The 23,943-nt window shown below is 43.5% G+C and carries 19 protein-coding genes; 18 read left to right on the top strand and 1 reads right to left on the bottom strand.

What is annotated here, in order from left to right; genetic code table 11:
- Positions 1-185: 185 nt before the first annotated feature.
- The 9 genes from ACZ5C4_RS12935 (at position 186) to ACZ5C4_RS12895 (ending at position 12,389) form a co-directional block, all read left to right on the top strand.
- Positions 186-1,982, top strand: a complete 1,797-nt coding sequence (locus ACZ5C4_RS12935) for an L-fucose isomerase (protein ID WP_464521359.1) — start codon at positions 186-188, stop codon at positions 1,980-1,982.
- A gap of 11 nt (positions 1,983-1,993) precedes the next feature.
- The gene (locus ACZ5C4_RS12930) at positions 1,994-3,460 is read left to right on the top strand and encodes a rhamnulokinase (protein ID WP_464521358.1); all 1,467 of its coding nucleotides are present in this window, start codon (positions 1,994-1,996) and stop codon (positions 3,458-3,460) included.
- A 181-nt stretch (positions 3,461-3,641) separates the two neighbouring features.
- Entirely contained in the window at positions 3,642-5,231 is a 1,590-nt protein-coding gene (locus ACZ5C4_RS12925) for a response regulator transcription factor (RefSeq protein WP_464521357.1), read from the top strand.
- A 40-nt stretch (positions 5,232-5,271) separates the two neighbouring features.
- Positions 5,272-7,053 (top strand): cache domain-containing sensor histidine kinase, encoded by a 1,782-nt coding sequence (locus ACZ5C4_RS12920; RefSeq protein WP_464521356.1) that lies wholly within the window; start codon positions 5,272-5,274, stop codon positions 7,051-7,053.
- Positions 7,040-8,023 carry a substrate-binding domain-containing protein gene (locus ACZ5C4_RS12915; protein WP_464521355.1) on the top strand — a complete coding sequence of 328 codons (984 nt, stop codon included), beginning with the start codon at positions 7,040-7,042 and terminating at the stop codon, positions 8,021-8,023. The genes ACZ5C4_RS12920 and ACZ5C4_RS12915 overlap by 14 nt, the downstream gene beginning before the upstream one ends.
- 162 nt (positions 8,024-8,185) lie before the next feature.
- Positions 8,186-9,679, top strand: a complete 1,494-nt coding sequence (locus ACZ5C4_RS12910; RefSeq protein WP_464522351.1) for a sugar ABC transporter ATP-binding protein — start codon at positions 8,186-8,188, stop codon at positions 9,677-9,679.
- 15 nt (positions 9,680-9,694) lie between these two features.
- Entirely contained in the window at positions 9,695-10,663 is a 969-nt protein-coding gene (locus tag ACZ5C4_RS12905; RefSeq protein WP_186876815.1) for an ABC transporter permease, read from the top strand.
- Between the two features lie 74 nt (positions 10,664-10,737).
- Positions 10,738-11,817: a substrate-binding domain-containing protein gene (locus tag ACZ5C4_RS12900; protein WP_464521354.1), complete on the top strand. Its 1,080-nt coding sequence runs from the start codon at positions 10,738-10,740 to the stop codon at positions 11,815-11,817.
- Between the two features lie 137 nt (positions 11,818-11,954).
- Positions 11,955-12,389 carry an RbsD/FucU family protein gene (locus ACZ5C4_RS12895; protein WP_464521353.1) on the top strand — a complete coding sequence of 145 codons (435 nt, stop codon included), beginning with the start codon at positions 11,955-11,957 and terminating at the stop codon, positions 12,387-12,389.
- On the opposite strand, the gene ACZ5C4_RS12890 is transcribed toward ACZ5C4_RS12895, so the two are convergent.
- A complete protein-coding gene (locus ACZ5C4_RS12890; protein WP_464521352.1) occupies positions 12,382-13,269 on the bottom strand; it encodes a magnesium transporter CorA family protein in 888 nt (295 codons plus the stop codon). The genes ACZ5C4_RS12895 and ACZ5C4_RS12890 overlap by 8 nt on opposite strands.
- A 221-nt stretch (positions 13,270-13,490) precedes the next feature.
- On the opposite strand from ACZ5C4_RS12890, the gene glpK reads away from it, so the two are divergent.
- From glpK to recO, 9 genes are all read left to right on the top strand, one after another.
- Positions 13,491-14,987, top strand: coding sequence for a glycerol kinase GlpK (gene glpK, locus ACZ5C4_RS12885; RefSeq protein WP_464521351.1), 1,497 nt, complete (start codon positions 13,491-13,493; stop codon positions 14,985-14,987).
- 5 nt (positions 14,988-14,992) lie between these two features.
- Positions 14,993-15,700, top strand: coding sequence for an alpha/beta fold hydrolase (locus tag ACZ5C4_RS12880; RefSeq protein WP_464521350.1), 708 nt, complete (start codon positions 14,993-14,995; stop codon positions 15,698-15,700).
- Positions 15,693-17,120 (top strand): FAD-dependent oxidoreductase, encoded by a 1,428-nt coding sequence (locus tag ACZ5C4_RS12875; protein ID WP_464521349.1) that lies wholly within the window; start codon positions 15,693-15,695, stop codon positions 17,118-17,120. Before ACZ5C4_RS12880 ends, ACZ5C4_RS12875 begins: the two co-directional genes overlap by 8 nt.
- 2 nt (positions 17,121-17,122) lie before the next feature.
- Entirely contained in the window at positions 17,123-18,406 is a 1,284-nt protein-coding gene (locus tag ACZ5C4_RS12870) for an NAD(P)/FAD-dependent oxidoreductase (RefSeq protein ID WP_464521348.1), read from the top strand.
- A 3-nt stretch (positions 18,407-18,409) separates the two neighbouring features.
- A complete protein-coding gene (locus ACZ5C4_RS12865) occupies positions 18,410-18,799 on the top strand; it encodes a DUF1667 domain-containing protein (protein WP_464521347.1) in 390 nt (129 codons plus the stop codon).
- Positions 18,800-18,974: 175 nt separating this feature from the next.
- On the top strand, positions 18,975-21,902 hold the full coding sequence (locus ACZ5C4_RS12860; RefSeq protein ID WP_464521346.1) for an insulinase family protein: 2,928 nt from the start codon (positions 18,975-18,977) through the stop codon (positions 21,900-21,902).
- Between the two features lie 61 nt (positions 21,903-21,963).
- Positions 21,964-22,863: a GTPase Era gene (gene era / locus ACZ5C4_RS12855; RefSeq protein ID WP_464522350.1), complete on the top strand. Its 900-nt coding sequence runs from the start codon at positions 21,964-21,966 to the stop codon at positions 22,861-22,863.
- Between the two features lie 104 nt (positions 22,864-22,967).
- On the top strand, positions 22,968-23,147 hold the full coding sequence (locus tag ACZ5C4_RS12850) for a hypothetical protein (RefSeq protein WP_464521345.1): 180 nt from the start codon (positions 22,968-22,970) through the stop codon (positions 23,145-23,147).
- The gene (recO, locus tag ACZ5C4_RS12845; protein ID WP_464521344.1) at positions 23,095-23,835 is read left to right on the top strand and encodes a DNA repair protein RecO; all 741 of its coding nucleotides are present in this window, start codon (positions 23,095-23,097) and stop codon (positions 23,833-23,835) included. The genes ACZ5C4_RS12850 and recO overlap by 53 nt, the downstream gene beginning before the upstream one ends.
- Positions 23,836-23,943: the final 108 nt, after the last annotated feature.

The raw sequence follows: 23,943 nt of genomic DNA, 5'->3' as shown, positions 1-23,943 counted from the left end.
AAAAGTGAATATAATTATATTTTTTTCTATTATATCACAAGAATTACTGAATTGTCAGGGTTATAATAAAGAAAAATATAACAATTTATATGCACCTGGGTATAATGCGGTATATGCCCTGTGGGTATACCCTTTCGTGTGGAAAACGCATTGTGAAAGGATAAAAGAAGAAGGAGGATGTAGAAATGGCAGAGAGTAGATTGATCGGAGGTTATCCTGTAATTGGTATTCGTCCTACGATAGACGGACGCCGCGGAGCATTGGATGTGAGAGGTTCTCTGGAAGAACAGACAATGAATATGGCGCAGTCTGCGGCAAAACTTTTCAGAGATAATTTGAAGTATTCAAATGGAGAAGCAGTAAAAGTCGTGATCGCGGACTCTACGATCGGACGTGTCGGTGAGAGCGCAGCATGTGCAGATAAATTCAGAAAAGAAGGTGTGGATATTACGCTGACAGTAACGCCATGCTGGTGCTACGGTTCAGAGACTATGGATATGGATCCGAATACAATCAAAGCGGTATGGGGCTTTAACGGCACAGAAAGACCAGGTGCGGTATATCTTGCATCTGTTTTGGCGACGCATGCGCAGAAAGGGCTGCCGGCATTTGGAATCTATGGACACGACGTACAGAATGCAGAGGAGACGGAGATTCCTTTGGATGTAAAGGAAAAACTGCTTAGATTCGGGCGGGCAGCAGTTGCGGCAGCTTCCATGCGCGGGAAATCCTACCTGCAGATCGGTTCTATCTGCATGGGAATAGGCGGGTCAATTATAGATTCTGACTTTATCGAATCCTATCTTGGGATGCGGGTAGAATCAGTAGACGAGGTAGAGATCATCCGCAGGATGACGGAAGGAATCTATGATAAAGAAGAATTTGAAAAGGCATTGAAATGGGCAAAAGAAACCTGTAAGATCGGATTTGATAAAAATCCGGAGGAGTTACAGGCATCCTCGGAAAAGAAAGAAGAGCAGTTTGCATTCGTAGTGAAAATGGCGGTCATTATCAAAGATCTTATGAATGGAAATAAAAAACTGCCGGAGAAATTCTCTGAAGAGGCAATCGGGCACAATGCGATCGCGGCAGGATTTCAGGGACAGAGACAATGGACAGATTTTTATCCAAACGCCGATTTTGCTGAGGCGATGCTAAATACATCTTTCGATTGGAACGGGGCAAGAGAACCGTATATTCTTGCGACAGAGAATGATGTCTTAAATGGCCTGGGAATGTTATTTATGAAGCTGCTGACAAACCGTGCACAGATATTCGCAGATGTGCGTACATATTGGAGTCCAGAGGCAGTAAAGAATGCCACAGGCTATGAACTCGAAGGAATCGCGAAGGAAGCAGGCGGGTTTATTCATCTGATCAATTCTGGAGCTGCTTGTCTGGACGCCTGCGGAGAAGCAAAGGATGAGAATGGGAACGCAGTGATGAAAGAGTGGTGGAATGTCACAGAGGAAGACCAAAAGGCGATTATGGCAGCCACTACATGGAATCCGGCGGACAACGGATATTTCCGCGGGGGCGGTTATTCCAGCCGCTTTGCGACACGTGCGGAGATGCCGGTGACTATGATTCGTCTGAATCTTGTCAAAGGTCTAGGGCCAATGCTGCAGATCGCGGAAGGGTGGACGGTACATCTTCCGGAGGAGGTTTCAGACAAACTCTGGAAACGTACAGACTATACATGGCCTTGTACGTGGTTTGCACCCAGATGTAACGGAAAAGACGGGGCATTTAAGACAGCGTATGACGTGATGAATAACTGGGGGGCAAATCATGGCGCTATTTCTTATGGCCATATCGGAGCAGATTTAATCACGATGTGTTCTATGCTCAGAATACCAGTTGCAATGCACAATGTACCGGAGGAGAAGATTTTCCGCCCGTCTGCATGGAATGCGTTTGGAATGGATAAAGAGGGACAGGATTACAGGGCGTGTGCTGCATATGGACCGCTTTATAAATAAGAGAGGACGATATGGAAAAGAAAGTGTTAGCGTTTGATTTTGGAGCTTCCGGCGGAAGAGCAATGTGCGGTACGTTTGACGGGAAGAAGATAGAGATTGAAGAGTTGCATCGTTTTTCTAATGATCCGGTCATCTTAAATGGTACGATGTATTGGGATGTCTTACGGCTGTTTTTTGAAATTAAGCAAGGATTGATAAAGGCAAAAAAATGCGGAAAAATAGAAAGTATTGGAATCGACACATGGGGAGTTGACTTCGGGCTGATTGACAAGGAAGGGAGACTTCTGGAAAATCCGGTACACTATCGGGATAAAAGAACGCAAGGGATGTTGGAGAAGAGCTTCGGGCGAATAGACAAGGAGAAGTTCTACCACATTACTGGCAATCAGTTTATGGAAATAAATACAGTCTTTCAACTGCTTTCTCTTATGGAAAACAGAGAAGATCTGCTTAAGAAAGCGGATAAGCTACTTTTGATGCCGGACTTATTTAATTATTTTCTGACGGGGGAGAAAAAGGCGGAGTATTCCATAGCCTCCACTACACAGCTGCTGAATGCGGGAAAAAGAACCTGGTCAGATGAGGTCATACATGCTTTTGATTTTCCTGAGAGGATTTTTCCAGAGATCGTTCCTACGGGGACGAAAGTCGGGAGCCTTACGGAAGAAATATGTGAAGAACTTTCCGTAGGTAAAACAGAGGTTATCGCCGTTGCGGGACATGATACGCAGTGCGCTCTTGCAGCCGTACCGGCAGAAGAAGAGGATTTTATCTTTTTGAGCTGCGGAACCTGGTCTTTGCTTGGAACGGAGCTTTCAGAGCCAATCATCAATGAGAAATCCAGGCATTATAATGTGACAAATGAAGGCGGGTATGGAGGAAAAATATCTTTCCTCAAAAATATTATTGGACTCTGGTGTGTGCAGGAAAGCCGCAGACAGTGGATAAGAGAAGGAGTAGAATTCAGCTTCGGTGAATTGGAAGAGATGGCGAAAGCGGCACCTCCTCTAAAATGCTTTATCGATCCGGACGCACCGGAATTTACGCCTGCCGGAAATCTACCGGAAAGGATACGGAAATTTTGCCGGAAGACGAGGCAGAATATTCCCGAAACACCAGGAGAGATTGTGCGTTGTATCAATGAGAGTTTGGCAATGAAATACCGCCATGCAATGGAAGAGATTCGAAGCTGCACCGAAAAGGATTACCAGACTATATATATGGTTGGCGGGGGGACGCAGAGCGCACTGCTGTGCCAATGTACGGCAGATGCGTGCGGATGCGTGGTCAGTGCCGGTCCGGTGGAAGCGACGGTACTCGGAAACGTGGCTCTGCAGTTACTTGCCGCAGGCGATATTGCTTCCTTACAGGAAGCACGGGAAATCATACGTGGTTCTCAGGATATAAAGCGATATACCCCATATAGAAAAAAGGACTGGGACGAGGCGTATGAGAGATTTAAAAAGATATTGGTATAGTTAGAAACATCAGAATAGAAACTTCTGCGCAGTTATGAAACAGAAACCTGTGCAGAAGTTTTCTTTCCATTTAAGTAAATTATATGCCATAATAGAAAAAGAAAATAAGGCATAGCAAAGATTCGTCTTGTACCTGTTTGAACTGTAAAATGAAAAATGGACATAGAAAAGAGGGAAAATATTGTATAAAGTTTTACTGGCGGATGACGAGGCTCTGATACGAGAGGTACTCAGTGAAAGTATGGACTGGGAAAGCGCGGGCTTTTGCCTGTGCGCGGTGTGCGAAAACGGACGTGAAGCGATCAAGGTAATCGAAGAGAAGCAGCCGGATCTTGTCCTAACCGATATATGCATGCCATATGCAGACGGACTGGACGTGGCAAAGTATGTGCAGGAGAACTGCCCGCAATGTAAAGTGGCAATTATCAGTGGATATGATAATTTTGCATACGCCAAAGAAGCGATCCAATATCAGGTTGGAGCATATATACTGAAACCTGTGACAGCCAGGGAATTGAAAGAGGTGCTTTTAAAGCTGCATGAGGAAATTGCAAAAGAACGTGCGGATGCAGAAAAGCAGAAAAAAGTGAGGGAAGCATTTGAGCAGAACAAAGGATATTTTAAGGAACGGTTTTTAAGCCGATTGATCCGAGAGAAAGATGCACACCAGGATATGAAAGAAAGAATAGGCCTCTATGATATTCACCTGGAGGGGGAATGTTTTTCTGTGGTGCAGATAAAATATATCCGGCAGGAGGATCCTGCAGATATTCTTCTGTTTGTACTCTATAACGTGATAGAAGAATTGGTTAGAGAAGAGACGTGCTGTGAGGTATTTCAGGACATCAGTAATATAACTACACTGATATTCTGCGGAGAAAGTACTTATCAGGTAGAAACGGAAATCCAGAGGATTTCAGAGGTGATCCGGATACATGTGGAAAAGTTTTTCAGTGAGCCTGTGATGATACTTGCAGGGAAATGCGTCTGGGATCTGGCGCATCTGGGGCAGTCTTATGAGAACGTCAAACGCGCATCAGAATATGCGTTTCTGTTTGATGACAATGAACTTATATTTGGTAAGGAATTTATAAACCGTGATGCTAAGGCGGAGGTGGATACGGGAGAACTCGCCAGACAAATGATCAGTCGGATGAAGAGAAACGACAGAGAGGGTGTAAGCGCGGAGGTAAAAAAATTTTTTCAGGATATGCGCAGGCTTTATATGACAAAAGTGCGCACAGGGATGTATGTGCAGAGCTTGACGACAAGAATTAGTCTATTTGCGGATGAGGCGGGAATAGATGAGAAAAATATGATGCTATGGGAAAAACCACTCTTTGAGGAGATTGTAGATCAGGGCAGGGCGGAGCAAATGGAGGAGCTACTGCTTAAGTTCTGTCTGGAAGTCACAGAAAGCATTTCAAAGAATAGGGAAGAATTAGGAAAAAGTCTGGCAGAACGGGCAATGGAATATATTGACGGGAATTATCAGGATACTTCCCTTTCTTTGAATTCTGTCAGTAAAGCACTTGCGATTAGCACAAGCTATTTCAGCGCTTTGTTTAAAGCACAGACGGGAGAAACATTTATAGAAGCTCTGACAAAGGTGAGGCTGGAAAGAGCAAAACAGCTTCTTTGCACGACAGAATTGAAGTCCTATGAGATTGCTGAAAAAGTAGGATATAGTGACGCTCATTATTTTGGAAGCATTTTTAAAAGAAATGAAGGGATGACGCCAAAAGAGTATGCAAAAAGGAATAAAATATGAAAAAACAGTGCGGCATTGGATACAAACGAAATTGCAGGAGATGAAAATACAAACAGCGGTTATGGGTGTATTTACGCTTTTGATTCTGGTATCCTCCATTGCATTTTTTATATTGGCGCTTGGTTTTACAGAGCATAGTGTTATAAAGAACTCGGAAGAATATACCGAACAGTTGATCCGGCAAGTTAACAATGATATGGATTCTTACATGAATTATATGAAAGATATTTCTTCCATGGTATACAGCAGCAGGGACATACAGAAGTATTTATTCCAGGAAAGGCTGCCGGAAAATGTCAGGGAGGAAAGCTGCATGCGCATCACAGATCAGTTCCGCACAATTCTAAACACAAGAAAGGATATCCGTAACATTGCGGTGCTCGGAGACAACGGGAAAAGTGTGATTAATCGGGGCGCGTCTACGCTGAATCCGTATATATCCCTTTCAGAGCAGGAATGGTACAAGGCGGTCAAGGAAGAAAAAGAAGCAATTTATATTACTCCCTCGCATGTACAGAACATGATATATAACCAATATGACTGGGTAATTACATTGAGCAGGGGAATTGAAAACCAGGATACAAAAGAAGTAGAAGGCGTATTTTTGATCGATATGAATTATGCAACGATAGATAGCTTATGTAGCTCTGTAAGCTTGGGGAAAAAGGGGTACATCTATGTTCTCGATAAAAAAGGGGAAATCATTTATCATCCGCAGCAACAGCTACTTTACAGTGGGCTTAAGACAGAGCTTATAGAAGAAGTGCTCAAAAGGGAAACAGAAGGCAATCAAGGCAGTTTCGTGTCGGGAACAGGCAGGGAGAGGAAGCTTTATACGGCATTTGCTTCTGAAGATACAGGGTGGATAGTGGTAGGTGTATCCTATATGTCGGAGCTTCTAAAAGAAGGACAGGAACTAAAAAGGATTTATATGTTTTTGGCGCTGTTCTTCCTGGCAGTCGGACTGTTCTTGGCTCGGCTTCTGTCAAGGACGATCACCAGGCCGATTGTATCTCTGGATGCCGCTATGAGAGAAGTAGAAAAAGGTCATTTTGAAAGTGCACTGATGACAGAAAAAGGCGGGCAGGCAGAAATCAGAGGACTGGGAGAGTCTTTTCATATAATGGTGCAGGAAATACAAAGCTTAATGAAACAAAATGTAAAGGAACAAAAAGAAAAAAGGAAAGCAGAAATGCGGGCGCTGCAGGCGCAAATTAATCCGCATTTCCTTTATAATACATTGGATTCTATTATCTGGATGGCAGAAAGTGGGAAATACAACGAGGAGGTTGTGCGTATGACTTCTGCATTATCCCGTCTGTTCAGGCAAAGCATAGGGAATGAGGAAGAATTTGTCCCGATTAAGCAGGAGATGGGATATATTGAGACATATCTCACCATTCAATCGATGCGCTATAAGGATAAACTTTCTTTTGATATTAAGCTGGAAGAGGAAGTGGAAAAGGAAAAAATTGTGAAGCTGACACTGCAACCGCTGGTGGAGAATGCGATTTATCATGGAATTAAATATATAGAAGGTTCTGGAAAAATAACTATCAGAGGCTATTATAAAGAAAAAGACGTGGTAATTGAGATACAGGACAACGGGATAGGTATGACAGAGGAAGAATTGCAACATATTTTTGATAAAAAAATATATAAGCCGGGAATTGGCGGCATTGGCGTATATAATGTGCAGAACCGTTTACAGCTTTATTACGGAACGGAATATGGGCTGCTTTACAGGAGTAGTAAGGGTGCAGGTACGACTGTTTATGTAAGGATTCCGGCAGGAGAGGAGGCAGCAGATGGAGAGAATTAGAAAGATAGCAAAGAAGAAAATAATCGCCCTGCTGCTTTTGCTTATATTAGGAGTGGCACTGTACGTCAGTACTCGGCAGGAGAAAGCTCTGAAGGTGATTTTTGTCTCAAAGACTCAGGATGATATTGATTTTTGGAATTCACTTGTGGAAGGGGCACAGATGGCTGCAGACGAGTATGGGGCAGAATATGAATGGATGGCGCCTGTACGAGAGAAAGATGTAGACAGGCAAAAAAAACTGATCAGAGAAGCGATAGAAAAGGAACCGGATGTAATCGCGCTGGCACCTGCGGATGAAAAACAGATACTGCCGGAAGCAAAAAAGATCAAGGAGGCGGGCATTACACTGGTACTGATCGACTCCAAATTGTCGGAGGATATTGCGGATTGTACTGTATCTACAGATAATTATGAAGCAGGGCGAGAATTGGGAGAGTATGCGTTATCCATCTGCAGTCCAGAAGAAAAAATTGGAATCGTAAGCCATGTGAAGGGGAGTTCTACGGCAAAGGAACGGGAAAAAGGCGTACAAAAGGTTTTAGAAGAGGACGGAAGAGAGATTGTACAGACAGTCTATGGAGAATCCAATTACAGCATTGCGTATGATGAGACAAAGAAAATGCTGAAAGCACATCCGGAAATCACAGTGATAATAGGAACAAATGAGTATGCTACGGTAGGCGCGGCAAGGCTCATAAAGGATATGGGATTAAAAGAAAAGGTAAAAATTGTAGGATTTGATAATTCAAAGGAAGAAATTCAAATGCTGGAATCTGGATTGATCGAAGGGTTGGTAATCCAGCGTGCGTTTGATATGGGCTATCTTGGAATTAAAATAGGAATGGAAACAGAAAAGGGGAAAAAATACGAAACATACGTAGACTCAGGCTGTAAACTGGTGACAAGAGAAACGATTTATACAAAAGAAAATCAGAAACTACTTTTTCCGGTGTACACAGGAGATAAGTGAAATTTAAAAGTGAATATTTTACTATAAAAAGGTAAATATCTTTCTATTTAAGGAAGATATTTACCTTTTTTTGTAAGATATTCTATTCAAGCCATGTTGGGCGAAAATTATAATAAATATAACAAAAGTAAGTAACAGGGAAGAAGAATGGAAGGTGAGAAAGTGGGAGAAGTGATTTTGACGATGAAAGATATTGATAAATCTTTCGTTGGAGTACATGCGCTGAAAAATGCACAGTTAGAATTGAGAAAAGGGGAAGTGCATGCCCTGATGGGAGAAAACGGCGCGGGCAAATCCACGCTGATGAAAATCCTGACAGGTATTTACAGTAAAGACAGCGGGACGATTATATATGATGGAAAAGAAGTGGAATACAAAAATCCGAAAGAAGCACAGCAGGCAGGCGTGGTGATTGTGCACCAGGAGCTAAATATGATGAACCATTTGACGGTAGCACAAAATATATTTATCGGACGCGAAAAAATGAATGGGAAGCTTATCAATGACGGAAAGATGGCGGAGGAAGCTAAACGTCTGTTTGATATGCTGCATATTGATATTGATCCAAAAGAGACAATGGGACGTCTGACAGTCGGAAAACAGCAGATGTGCGAAATTGCAAAGGCGATTTCGACAGATGCCAGAATCATTGTATTTGACGAACCGACAGCGGCGCTGACAGAGACGGAGATTAATGAATTATTTAAGATTATTGATGATCTGCGGAAAAAAGACCTTGGGATCATATACATATCGCACCGTATGGATGAAATCAAAAGAATTACAGACAGAGTGACTGTCATGCGGGATGGAGAATACGTAGGAACGCTGGTATCTAAGGAGTGTACGAAAGACGACATCATCAGTATGATGGTAGGACGTGTCGTATATGAAGATCCGAAAGAGGTCAGCAATGTTCCGGCGGACGCGGAGGTGGTACTGAAAGTGGAACATCTGCGCGCGGGAAAGATGGTAAAGGATGTAAGCTTTGAACTTCGCAAAGGAGAGATTCTCGGGTTTTCCGGTCTCATGGGTGCGGGAAGAACGGAAACCGCGCGGGCAATCTTTGGCGCGGACAAGATTGAGGGCGGAGACATCTATGTACATGGCAGAAAAGTGACGATCAAAAGCCCGAAGGATGCGGTAAAGCATGGAATCGGATATCTGTCGGAAGATAGAAAGCGATATGGTGTTATTGTAGAGAAGACACTGACAGAAAATACGACAATGGCATCTCTAGAAAATTTCATGTCCGGTATCTTTATTGACAAGAAAAAAGAAGAGAAGGCGGCTCAGAATTACGTAGACGCGCTAAAGACAAAAACCCCGTCTGTGCGTCAGTTTGTAAAGAACTTATCTGGAGGAAATCAACAGAAGGTTGTTATCGCAAAATGGCTGACAAGGGACAGCGACATCCTTATTTTCGATGAACCTACGCGCGGAATCGACGTAGGGGCAAAAAGTGAAATTTATTCACTTATGAATGAACTGGTAAAAGAAGGAAAATCCATCATTATGATTTCGTCAGAGCTGACGGAGATCCTTCGTATGAGCGACAGAATTGTAGTAATGTGTGAGGGCCGCAAAACAGGAGAATTAGATATTTCTGAGGCGACACAGGAAAATATTATGCATGCGGCGACAATGAGAGAATAGGGAGGAAGAAAGAAAATGAAAAAAACATTAAAAACACAGAAGATGGTTGCAGTGCTTGCATTGATACTGCTGTATATCTTCTTTAGTATCTTTGGAGATAACTTTTTCCAGTATAGTACGCTGGTAAGTATTTTTGACTCATCTTATTACATAGGCTTTATGGCGATTGGCGTTACATTTGTCATTATTACCGGCGGAATTGACCTTTCTATTGGTACAGTCTGCATCTGCTGTTCTCTGATTGGTGGAACGCTGTTTGAAAAGGGTGTTCCGATGGCGGCGGTGCTGATCATTATTTTAGTAATTGGTACTCTGATCGGCGTGGCGAACGGATTAATGGTATCTGTGATGGGACTGCCGGCGTTTATCGCCACACTCGGCACCATGATGATTACGCGTGGATTTGGTTCTATTGTAACAGGGACTGCGACAGTTACGTTCCCTCAGGGAGATGTGGCGGGAGCCTGGTTCCACAATATTTTTAAGTTTAAGACAGCAAGCCTTCCGGCGGGAATTCCAACAGGGTTTATTCTACTGATTATTATGGCGGTTCTGATGGCTGTAATTTTAAATAAGACAAGACCAGGGCGGTATATACTTGCGCTTGGAAGCAACAAGGAAGCAACAAGGCTTTCTGGTGTCAATGTAGTAAAATGGGAAACTCTGGCGTATACATTCAGTGGATTTTTCGCGGCACTTGCGGGAATCTCCTACGCGGCGGTGTATTCCACGCTTATGCCGGGAACCGGAAACGGATTCGAGTTGGATGCAATCGCGGGCGTGGTAATTGGAGGAACTTCTCTTTCGGGAGGAAATGGTTCTATTTCCGGTACCTTGATCGGTGTGTTTATCATGGCAGTTTTAAAGACAGGGCTTCCGTTTGTAGGACTGCAGCCGCATTACCAGTTGTTTATCACAGGGTTCGTCCTGATATTCGCGGTATTCGCAGATGTATTGAACAGAAGGAAAGCAGCGTCCGTATAAAAAAGGCATCGGTATCTGCAAGGCAGATATTCAGATAGCAGCAAGAAAACAAAAATGAAAAGGGAGGATTTTCTATGAAGAAAAAAATTTTGAGTGTATTATTATGCACGGCAATGGTGGCATCTCTGGCAATTGGATGTGGCTCCAAAGATCAGAAAGACGCGGGAACATCTGGATCTGACAGCGGTTCTTCATCGGGCTCAGATGTGACAATCGAGGTAGTCGCGAAAGGATTTCAGCATGATTTCTGGAAAGCGGTAAATTCCGGCGCTGAACAGGCGGCAGAGAAATACGGGGCGAAGATGAACTTTGTAGGACCGAAGGACGAGTCTGCGGTAGCAGAGCAGGTAGAACAGTTAAATAACGCGATCAACAAAAAGCCAAGCGCGATTGTTCTTGCTTCTCTGGATCCGGAATCTGTAAAGGGAGCCTTAGATACGGCGGCTTCCCAGAATATACCGGTGGTTGGCTTTGACTCCGGAGTACCGGGAAATGATACGATCGTTGCCAATGCGGCTACAGACAACTATGCGGCAGGCGAGATGGCAGCAGAGAATATGTATGAATTGATCAAGGATAAAGTGACAGATCCTTCTGAGACTGTAAGAATCGGTGTGGTTTCTCAGGATGCGACCTCCGGATCTATCATCGACAGAACAGCTGGTTTTATTGATAAAATGGTAAGCCTTATCGGAGAAGATAAAGCTTCTGTAGAAGGACACGACAAATATAACAATAAAGTAGACGGAGCAAAAGTCGTGCTTGAAGTAGGTATTCCTGCTACAGTAGAAGACGCAGCCTGCGTAACAGTAGCAAATACATTGCTCAATAAGGCAGATCTTGTTGCAATCTATGGCTCTAATGAGTTTGCAGCAAAGAATATCATAACAGCAAATGAGAGTCTTGATAAACTGGGTGCTGACAAAATCATTGGCGTGGGATTTGATGCTGGTAAGATTCAATTAGACGCTGTAAGAAATGGTATTTTTGCAGGCTCTATCACACAGAATCCAGTACAGATTGGATATCAGGCAGTAGAACTGGCAGTAAAGGCAGCTAACGGGGAAGAAGTATCAGATGTGGATACAGGAGCTCTGTGGTATACAGCCGATAATATTGATGATGAAGAAATTGCTGCCTGCTTGTATGAATAGGCGTATCTACATATTGGCAGACAAAGAAAAGGAACAGGTATATTTTATAAGGGTGCGGAGCTTCTGCACCCTTATTTTTCAAAAAAAGTCGGCAGCCCTTGCCGAACAGAAATAAGCCAAAACAAGGAGGAAATGAAATGTTAAAAGGGATACCCAGAATTTTATCACCAGAGCTTTTGAAAGTACTTTGCGAAATGGGGCATAGTGACAGGCTGGTCATCGCCGACGGGAATTTTCCAGTGGAGTCGATTGGGAAAAATGCAGTTGTCATAAGATGTGACGGGCATAACATTCCGGAGCTTTTAGAGGCAATCCTACAGGTTTTTCCACTGGATACCTATGTGGAAAAGCCTGTCAGCCTTATGGAAGTAATGCAGGGAGATACAGTGGAAACTCCTATATGGGATGTGTATAAAGAAATGATACGAAAGTATGACGACAGAGGAGAGACAACTGTTGGAAACATAGAACGTTTTGCATTCTATGAGGAGGCTAAAAAAGCATATGCGGTTATTGCCACATCTGAGTCTGCTCTTTATGCAAATATTATGCTGCAAAAAGGAGTTATTTGAACCATTTTTTTATGATGAATATCCAAAGCTCTATGAAAAGAATAACAAGGCATACAATACATATAATACGATATCCATACCGGTAAGACAGCTCCGGCATATTATAGAAATTCATCCCGTACCATCCGGTGACGAGAGTGAGTGGCATAAAGACAGTTGTGACAATAGTTAGAACTTTCATAATTTCATTCTGGCGCAGATCGATCTGTGTCTGATGCATTTCTTTTAACTGGATAGAATATTCTTTTAACATCTGAACAGTAGAGTGAAGGCGGTCTGCTTTGTCGGAAAAAAGGCCGAACAGCAGACGTTCTCTCTGCTGTTCTTTTTCAGCAGCCAGCTTTTGGAAGGTCTCTCCTAAATCAGAGAGCTGTTCATAATATGCGCTGAATGCGGATAATTCTTTGCGGACAAAGAGGATCGTACGATTAAAGTCAGAGAGATTTTTGTTTAATAGCTGTTCTTCTAAATCTGTCAGCTTTTCTTCATAATCCAGAAGATATATCATATCATCTTTCAAAAGGAATTCTAGAAAATCAAATAAAAAGAGGCAGGGAGAGGAAGCATCGGTAAGCGGCAGGTCTCTCATCTCTTTTATAAAATCTTGTACATTTCCAGAATCATCGATAAAAATCAAAAGTTTTGAGGTCAGATAATAGCCGAATGTGAATTTGCCGTTTACGGGCTTCTTTTTATCTGGTATGGCAAATGTGCCTGCAACACCGTTGCTTAACTGTTCTGCTTTGCAGAAACGGGCATGGACAAGTCCCTCATTTAAGAAAATACGGCGGGAGGCCAAAGGATATTTTTCACAGAACTGTTTTTCTGTAAGAATCTGTACGGGTGAGCAGGGCAGCAGAGTGTCATTTGTAGTACGCATGGTAATCTCCTCTGATAATCAATATTTCCGATAGGCTGTAATCGTTCTTTATATTATATACTATCTGGACAAAAATAGACAAGAGTGCGACTGCCGAGAAATGTGGCGTCAGATATATGGAGAAGAAGGAATGTGTATAAGGTGGGATAAGTGTTGTAAATTACAGGTATTTTCCATATAATGAAAGAAGGAAAAAAGCAGAAGTCCACAGGGAGGAAATTATGAGAAAATATGTGATGGCATTGGATTCAGGAACAACAAGCAACCGCTGTATTTTATTTAATGAGAAAGGGGAGATATGCAGTGTGGCACAAAAGGAGTTCACACAGTATTTCCCAAAACCTGGGTGGGTGGAGCACGATCCAGAAGAAATATGGTCTACGCAGCTGGAAGTAGCGATGACCGCGATGGCGAATATTCATGCCACAGCGGCAGATATTGCGGCGATTGGAATTACGAATCAGCGGGAGACTACAATTGTCTGGGACAAGACATCAGGAAAACCTATAGGAAATGCGATTGTCTGGCAATGCAGAAGGACATCTGCATATTGCGACAGCCTGAAGGCAAAAGGGCTGACAGAGAAATTTAGAAAAAAGACAGGGCTGGTGCTTGACGCTTATTTTTCCGGTACAAAGATAAAATGGATATTGGATCATACAGAAGGGGCGCGGGAACGCGCGGAACGCGGAGAGCTTTTGTTCGGCACTGTGGAGACGTGGCTGATATGGAAGCTGACAAAAGGGACAGTGCATGTAACGGACTATTCGAACGCTTCCAGGACAATGCTTTTTAATATTCATAGCCTGACGTGGGACGCAGAGATTTTGAAAGAGCTGAATATACCGGTATGTATGCTCCCAGAAGTAAAGCCATCAAGCTGCATATACGGAGAGGCGGATGCAAGCTTTTTTGGGGCGCCGATACCGATTGCGGGTGCGGCAGGAGATCAGCAGGCAGCATTGTTTGGGCAGACTTGTTTTGAAAAGGGAGAAGCAAAGAACACGTATGGTACCGGATGCTTTTTGCTTATGAATACAGGAGAAAAACCTGTTTTTTCAGAAAAGGGACTGGTGACAACTATCGCCTGGGGACTGGATGGAAAAGTCAATTATGCTCTGGAAGGTTCTATTTTTGTTGCTGGAGCAGCGATACAATGGCTGCGGGACGAGATGCGCCTTTTGGACTCCTCACAGGATTCGGAATATATGGCGCAGAAGGTAAAGGATACGAATGGTTGTTATGTGGTACCAGCCTTTACAGGGCTTGGAGCGCCTTACTGGGATCAGTATGCCCGCGGAACAATCGTAGGGATTACAAGGGGCGTCAATAAATACCATATCATACGCGCTACTTTGGAATCCCTTGCCTACCAAGTGAATGATGTTTTAGAAGTGATGGAGGAGGAATCTGGAATCCGCCTTGCCGCATTGAAGGTGGATGGCGGGGCAAGTGCAAACAATTTTCTTATGCAAACGCAGGCAAACCTTTCCTATGCGCCTGTAAAGCGCCCCCAGTGTGTGGAGACGACAGCAATGGGAGCCGCTTACCTTGCAGGAATCGCTGTAGGATACTGGAAGGATAAGGAGGAGGTAAAAGCGAACTGGGCGGTTGACCGGACATTTGAGCCCGAGATAGAAGCCAAGAGACGAAAAAGTATGCTTGCCGGATGGAAGAAAGCGGTCAAATATGCATATGGATGGGCGAAGGAAGAATAGAACAAATGGAGATAAAACTTTTTTACCGTGAAGAAGGCAGCGGAGAACCGTTGATTCTGCTGCATGGAAATGGAGAGGACAGCACGTATTTTGATGAACAGATAGCATATTTCAAGAAAAGCTACTGTGCGATTGCATTAGATACGCGCGGGCATGGAAAGTCTGCGAGAGGAACTGCTAATTTTTGCATACGGCAGTTCGCAGAGGATTTGCATGATTTTATGGAAGAGAAGAAAATCAAGAAAGCAAATATATTAGGGTTTTCAGACGGTGCAAACATTGCGCTTATTTTTGCAATGCGTTATCCGGAGTATGTAAAAAAATTGATTTTAAACGGAGCGAATCTAAAGGGAGACGGAGTAAAGCCGACAGTGCAGATTCCAATTATTGTGGGATATAGGATGGCCTCTCTTTTCGCCAGAGTAAGCAGCAGGGCAGCAGCTAATGCAGAAATGCTCGGGCTTATGGTACACGATCCAAATATTGAGCCGTCAGAATTAAAAAAGGTAAAAGTACGGACATTGGTGATTGCAGGGACGAAGGACATGATTAAGGAGGAACACACCCGACAGATATACGAAAATCTTTCTGACGCAGAATTAGTCTTGATCGAAGGAAACCATTTTGTAGCTAAAAGAAACCCAGAAGCCTTTAATAAAGCAGTAGAAATATTTCTGAAAGAAAAAGACGGGAAGGAGAAAAAAGATGTATGACACAGTGATCATTGGCGCTGGAGTGACAGGCTGTGCGGTGGCGCGTGAACTGTCTCGATATGAAATAAAGGCGTGCGTGCTGGAAAAGGAAGAGGATGTCTGCAGTGGAACATCTAAGGCAAACAGTGGGATTGTGCATGCAGGGTTTGACGCGCGGCCGGGGACTTTGATGGCAAAGCTGAATGTGCAGGGAAACCGTATGATGGAGGAACTTTCTCGGGAACTGGACTTTCCTTTTAAGAGAAATGGTTCTCTTGTGGTATGTACAGATCGTGCGGACAGAGACAGACTGGCAGAGCTATATGAGCGAGGAATCAAAAATGGAGTAAAACATCTGCGGATTCTTGAGAGGGAGGAGCTGCTTTCCTTAGAACCACATATTTCAGAGGAAGCGGTGTGCGCCCTCTACGCACCGGAGGGAGGGATTGTCTGTCCCTTTGGGCTTACGATAGCACTGGCAGAAAACGCCTGCATAAACGGAGTGGAATTTTACCTTGAACAGGAGGTAAAGCAGATAGAACGAATGAAAGATGGCTGGAAGCTGACAACTGGTACAGGAAAAATTTATGAGACAAAAACGGTTATCAATGCGGCGGGCGTCTATGCAGATGTTTTTCACAATATGGTAAGCAGGCAAAAAATACATATTACCCCTCGAAAGGGGGAGTATCTGCTCTATGATAAAGAGGCAGGAGAGCATGTTACGCGTACAATATTTGCATTGCCTGGAAAATTGGGGAAGGGTGTGCTTGTAACCCCAACTGTGCATGGAAATCTGCTGTGTGGCCCTACCGCACTGGATATAGAAGACAGAGACGGGGTGGATACTACAGCAGAGGGACTTTGGGCAGTGCAGGAGAAAGCACGTCTTACGGTAGAACATATTCCCACAAAAGCAGTGATTACCAGTTTTGCAGGTCTGCGTGCCCATGAGGATGGACATGAATTTCTTGTTCAGGAGGTAGAGGATGCCCCTGGATTTATAGACTGCGCGGGAATTGAGTCCCCAGGACTTACCAGCGCTCCGGCAATTGGACAGATGGTGGCAAAGATAGTAAGAAATAAATTAAAACTAAAAGAAAATGAAAAGTTTCAAAAGACAAGAAAAGGGATTCTGAATCCAGAAAAACTTTCTTTAAAAGAAAGGAACGAGCTGATTCAGAAAGAGCCCGCCTATGGAAATATGATCTGTCGATGTGAAAAGATTTCAGAAGGGGAAATACTCGATGCCATACACCGCCCCCTCGGGGCCAAGTCTTTGGACGGTGTAAAAAGAAGAACCCGCGCGGGCATGGGAAGATGTCAGGCAGGCTTTTGTACTCCAAAGGTGATGGAGATTTTGGCACGTGAACAGAATATTGCGTGGGAAGAAATAACGAAAAAGGGCGGCAAGTCCCGAATGGTGATAGGGGAGAAATGAAGATGGAACAATATGAGATTATCATTGTGGGCGGAGGCCCGGCAGGACTTGCGGCGGCTGCGGCGGCAAAACGAGAAGGTGTGGACAGGATTTTGATTCTGGAGAGGGATAGAGAGCTGGGTGGTATTTTAAATCAGTGTATCCATAACGGGTTTGGCCTCCACACCTTTCAGGAAGAGCTTACGGGGCCGGAATATGCTGCTCGATTTATAAAGCAAGTGCAGGAGTTGAAAATAGAATATTGGCTGGAGACAATGGTGACAGATATTTCCCCAGAGAGAGAAGTGACAGTAGTGAATTCTAGAAGAGGGGTCTGCACACTAAAAGCAGATGCAGTCATTCTTGCAATGGGGTGCAGAGAGCGTCCCAGAGGTGCGCTTAATATTCCAGGGTTTCGTCCGGCAGGGATTTATACAGCAGGGACTGCACAAAGGTTGGTGAATATAGAGGGGCAACTGCCTGGAAAAGAAGTGGTAATATTAGGTTCTGGCGATATAGGTCTGATTATGGCGCGGAGAATGACGCTGGAAGGGGCACATGTGCAGGTTGTAGCAGAGCTTCTGCCCTTTAGCGGAGGACTAAAGAGAAACATTGTGCAGTGTCTGGACGACTATGGGATTCCTCTGAAGCTAAAGCATACGGTGACTGCCGTCAGAGGCAAAGAACGGCTGGAGGGGGTCACGCTTTCTCAGGTAGATGAAAACGGACGGCCGATTCCTGGAACAGAAGAGGAATATGTCTGTGATACACTGTTGCTTTCTGTAGGGCTGATACCAGAGAATGAATTGTCTAAACAGGCGAAAGTTGTGTTAAATCCCGTTACAAACGGGCCTGTTTCAGATGAGAGCTTTCAGACAAGTACAGACGGAATTTTTGCATGTGGGAATGTCTTACATGTGCATGATCTGGTGGACTTTGTTTCCCAGGAAGCAGAAAATGCAGGAAAACATGCGGCTGCATATGTAAGAGAAGGACGCGGCGGACAAAAGGATGTAAGAAAAGCCTGGGAAGATTGTATGATTGTGTGTGCAGGGACAGGCATCCGCTATACAGTCCCTTCCTTTATCGACATACAGAGGCTGGAAAAGGAGATTGCCATACGTTTCCGAGTAACCGCTGTATTTGAAAATTGTTATGTGGAACTACTGGCAGACGGGCAGCTCTTAACACGAAAAAAAGTAAGAGTGCTTACCCCAGGAGAGATGGCAGAGATATGCTTAAAAAGCGATGAAGCAGAGAAGTATCCAAATATGTCCGTCTTGCAAATCCAGATAAAGGAGGCATGAGATATGGGAAAAGAAAAAGAGCTTGTCTGTATCTGTTGTCCGCTTGGCTGCAGGCTCAAGGTATTTGCAGAGAATGGAAAGACATGTGTCTTGGGAAACCATTGTAAAAGAGGAAAGGAGTATGCTATAAAAGAACTTTTTCATCCAATGAGAAGTTTGACGACGACTGTGCGGGTAAAAGGAGGAGCGTATCCTCTTGTGCCGGTTCGGACAAATCGGGAAATTCCGAAAGAAAAAATAATGGAATGTATGAAAATTTTAAAAGGTATGATAGTCACAGCCCCAGTAAAAACAGGGGATATACTTATAAAGGATATTGCCGGCACAGGCTCTGACATAATAGCATCAAAAGACAGCGGCGCCTCTTTTCAGGATTTAGACAAAATGCTATAATAATACATACCTTTTAGGGTATACCTTATCGGGCGAAGCCCGCCCTCCCAAAGGAAATGTATTACGGTATGCCCTTTAGGGTATAACGTATAAAAAACGAGGAAGCGTTTCAAAATCTAAGATTTTGGTTATTCTGTTAACAGAAAAGAGAATAGGACAAGGAGAGAAAAAGCAGATGAGTATATATGAGTTGTCAGCATATGAAGTAATCCAGGAAGCAGACTTATCCGATTTGAAGTCAAAGGGTGTGCTTTTGAGACACAAAAAGAGCAGGGCAAGAGTCTTGCTAATGGAGAATGAAGATGAAAACAAAGTGTTTGCGATAGGATTTCGCACACCGCCGTCAGACAGCACCGGAGTGCCGCATATCATGGAACATTCCGTTCTGTGTGGTTCCAGGGATTTTCCGGTGAAGGATCCGTTTGTAGAGCTGGTGAAGGGGTCTTTGAATACGTTTTTAAATGCCATGACCTATCCAGACAAAACAGTATATCCTGTAGCGAGCTGCAATGACAAGGATTTTCAAAATCTGATGCACGTCTACATGGACGCAGTGTTCTATCCGAATATCTATGAACATGATGAGATTTTCCGCCAGGAGGGCTGGAGCTATAAGCTGGACAGTGCGGATGGGCAGCTTTCCTATAATGGAGTTGTATATAATGAGATGAAGGGAGCCTTCTCATCTCCGGAGGGTGTGCTGGACCGTATGATTTTAAATTCACTCTTTCCGGATACCTCTTATGCAAATGAATCTGGCGGAGATCCGGAGGTAATTCCAGAATTGACATATGAGCAATTTTTGGATTTCCATAGAAAGTATTATCATCCTTCTAACAGTTATATCTATCTCTATGGAAATATGGATATGGAAGAAAAACTAAAGTGGCTGGACGAAAACTATCTTTCGGCTTTTGATGCTAAGGAAGTGGATTCAGAAATCCGATACCAGGCTCCTTTTGACAAGGTCAAAGAAGTGGAGATGGAATACTCAATTTCCAGTGAAGAGTCAGAAGCGGATAACACATATCTTTCTTACAATAAAGTAATTGGAACCTCACTGGATGAAAAATTATATCTTGCATTCCAGATACTAGATTATGCACTTTTATCTGCACCGGGTGCACCACTTAAGAAGGCTCTTTTAGATGCAGGAATCGGCAAGGACATCATGGGCTCCTATGACAATGGGATTTATCAGCCGATTTTTTCCGTAATATCAAAAAACGCGAACTTGGAACAGAAACAAAAATTTGTGGAAGTGATCGAAGATACACTGAAAAAGATTGTGGAAAATGGAATGGATAAAAAGGCATTGGAGGCGGGCATCAACTACCATGAATTTCGTTTCCGAGAGGCAGACTTCGGGAATTATCCGAAGGGGCTTATGTATGGGCTTCAGCTGTTCGACAGCTGGCTGTATGACGATACAAAGCCATTTATCCATATGCAGGCGATCCCAACCTTTCATTTTTTGAAAGAGCAGATAAAAACGGGATATTTCGAGGAATTGATAAAAACATACCTTCTGGAAAATACGCATGCGTCGATTGTTGTAATCAAACCAGAGAGAGGGCGCACAGCGCGTATGGAAAAGGAACTGAGAGAAAGGCTGAAAGCTTATAAAGAGGGCTTAAGCGATCAGGAAATTGAAAAGCTTGTGTCGGATACTGCCGCGCTTGTGAACTATCAGGAGGAAGAATCCGCGCCGGAAGATTTGGCAAAGATACCAGTGCTGAAAAGGGAGGATATTACCAGAGAAATTGCTCCGATATATAACGAAGAGAGAAAAGCCGGAGAGGTTCCGCTGGTATATCATAAGGTAGAGACGAATGGAATCGGCTACGTGACACTGATGTTTGACCTGTCAGAAATAGAAGAAGAGCTCTTACCGTATGTAGGGATTCTGCAAAGTGTACTTGGTATTATTGATACAAGCCATTATGAATACGGAGAATTATTTAACGAAATCAATGTGCATACAGGCGGAATTGGAACATCGCTGGAGCTGTACGCAGACGCTGTGAAAGTAAAAGAAAAAGCATTTAAAGCAACATTCGAGATGAAGGGCAAGGCACTTTATTCGCAGATGGACGTTTTGTTTTCTATGATGCGGGAGATTCTGATGGAGTCAAAGCTGGACGACGAAAAGCGCCTGAAAGAAATTCTTGCAATGCTCAAATCCAGGCTTGCTATGTCCTTCCAGGCATCCGGTCATACGACAGCAGCCTTGCGTGCTCTGTCTTATGGGTCGCCTATGGCGAAATTTAAAGATGATACAGACGGAATCGGATTTTATGAAGTTGTCAAAGAGATAGAAGAGCATTTTGAAGAAAGAAAGGGAGAGTTGATTCACAATTTGAAAGACATTGCAGAAAGACTTTTCCGATCGGACAATTTGATGATTAGCTATACTGCATCAGAGGGCAAAATAGAGCCGGTTATACAGGCATTTGAGAAAATAGAGCATACCTTATATAAAGGGGACAGAAAAAGAGAAGGAAATTGTGTTCTTCATGTGAAAAAGAAAAATGAAGGATTTAAAACCTCTTCAAAAGTACAATATGTGGCGCGGGTAGGAAATTTTATAGATGAGGGAGCCCAGTACAGCGGAGCGCTGCAGATTCTGAAAGTGATTTTAAGCTATGATTATCTGTGGCAGAATATTCGGGTAAAGGGCGGCGCTTATGGCTGTATGAGCAACTTTAACCGGATAGGCGAGGGGTATCTTGTTTCTTACAGAGATCCCAATTTAAAAGAGACGATAAAGGTCTACGAGGGAGTTGTGGAGTATCTGAAGAATTTCACTGTCAGTGAAAGAGATATGGACAAATATATTATCGGGACAATCAGCAATATCGATCGTCCTATGACGCCTGCGGCGAAAGGGGAACGTTCTATGAATCTGTATATGAATCATGTGTCAGAGGATATGATTCGTCGGGAAAGAGAAGAAATTCTTACAGCAGATCAGGAGGATATCCGTGCGCTGGCGGGGGTAGTACAGGCTCTTTTAAATGCTGACATGCTCTGTGTGATCGGCGGAGAAGACAAAATAGAGGCGGCAAAAGAGCTATTTATGGAAATAAAGACATTATTTTAAGTAAGTCTGCCTGTTCAAGGAAAGCTTGAACAGGCGGATTTTGAGTAGAAAAGGAGCAGGAATGAAGGGAAATTTCAAATCAGGATTTGTGACGCTGATTGGCAGGCCAAATGTAGGAAAATCTACATTGATGAATTATCTGATCGGACAGAAGATCGCGATTACCTCAAATAAGCCCCAGACGACCCGAAACAGAATCCAGACAGTTCTGACGACGGAGGAAGGACAGATTATATTTGTAGATACGCCTGGTATACATAAAGCGAAGAATAAGCTGGGAGAATATATGGTAAATGTAGCGGAGCATACGCTGGGAGAGGTGGATGTTATACTGTGGCTTGTAGAGCCGACCAGCTTTATAGGGGCAGGAGAACAGCACATTATCGCGCAGCTGAAAAAAGTGCATACGCCGGTTATTCTCGTTATCAACAAGATAGATATGGTAAAACCAGAGGAGGTACTGCAGGCGATCGATACATACCGCAGGGAGCTGGAGTTTGCGGAGATCGTGCCGGTATCTGCAAGAAACGGGAAGAATACGGATGAATTGGTAAAGGTGATCTTTCAATATCTTCCCAGTGGGCCGCAGTTCTATGACGATGAGACAGTGACCGATCAGCCGGAGCGTCAGATTGTGGCAGAATTGATTAGGGAAAAGGCACTGCATTGCCTGGAGGAGGAAATTCCGCATGGAATCGCTGTGGCAATCGACAGAATGAAAAAGCAGAAGAAAGTGATGCACATCGACGCGACAATCATCTGTGAACGGGAGTCCCATAAAGGAATTATTATAGGAAAGCAGGGGAGCATGCTGAAAAAAATCGGAACTGCCGCGCGCTATGAAATAGAAAAACTGCTTTGTTGTCAAGTGAATTTGAAACTGTGGGTAAAAGTACAGAAAAACTGGCGTGACAGTGATTTCCTAATGAAAAATTTTGGTTACAGACAAGAAGAAATTTGAAGCTGTCAAGGCATTTTGCGCAAAAAAGACTGGTAGTTTTTGCGTGGTATAGCCTGCGTATGAATCGGGGAACCTAACAGTAACACATATGAAGAGGTGAGCCGATGGAAGAAAGATACTGGAAGCAATTTATGCTGACGGGGAAAGTAGAGGATTATCTCCTCTATAGACAGGAACAGAGAAAAGAAGCAGCAAATGAGACGAGAAATACTTATAAATGGGGCATAGAGAGTGAATCAGATTGTTTTGACAGGAATGGTGCTGTCCGCAGCGCCAGTTGGTGAATATGACAAAAGAGTTGTGCTTCTGACAAAAGAACACGGGAAGATTTCTGCATTTGCAAAGGGGGCGAGACGACCGAACAGCCCCCTTATTGGCGCTGTGAATCCTTTTAGCTTCGGAGAATTTGTGATGTATGAGGGCAGAACCTCCTATACAATACAGTCTGCCAATATATCCAATTATTTCGCAGAGCTAAGAGAAGATATTACAGGAGCATATTATGGGTTTTATTTTTTGGAGTTTGCCAATTATTATACACGAGAACGAAATGATGAGAGGGACATGTTAAAACTTCTCTATCAGACCTTGAAGGCGATATCGAATCCACATATTCCAAATCGGCTTGTCCGATATATATTTGAATTGAAAGCGGTGAGCATAAACGGGGAGGGACCGCAGGTCTTTCAGTGTGTAGGCTGCGGCAGTCAGGAAAAAAATATGGAGTTCAGTGCAAAAAAGGGCGGGCTTGTGTGCAGGAAATGCGGTCAAGATGTGATAGATAAGATTGTACCAGATAACTCCACTTTATATAGCATGCAATATATAGAAAGCAGTAAAATCGAGAAATTATATACATTTACAGTATCTGAAAAGGTGTTGAATCAACTTGGGAAAATCATGGAACATTATTGCGCTATATACATAGATAAAAAATTCAAATCCTTAGAGATACTAGATACTTTACTGTAATTAAATTGTAAGTAAATTCAGCTGCTGCTTTCACTTTACAAAAGGAAAGCGACCCGTTATAATAATTAGCAGTTTATAATGCCGGAAACCGGCACGAAGACGGGTGTA

The sequence above is a fragment of the Mediterraneibacter flintii genome (genome assembly GCF_055387595.1).
Note: the sequence above shows the minus strand (reverse complement) of the source record. Positions and strands in the feature narration are given on the sequence as shown.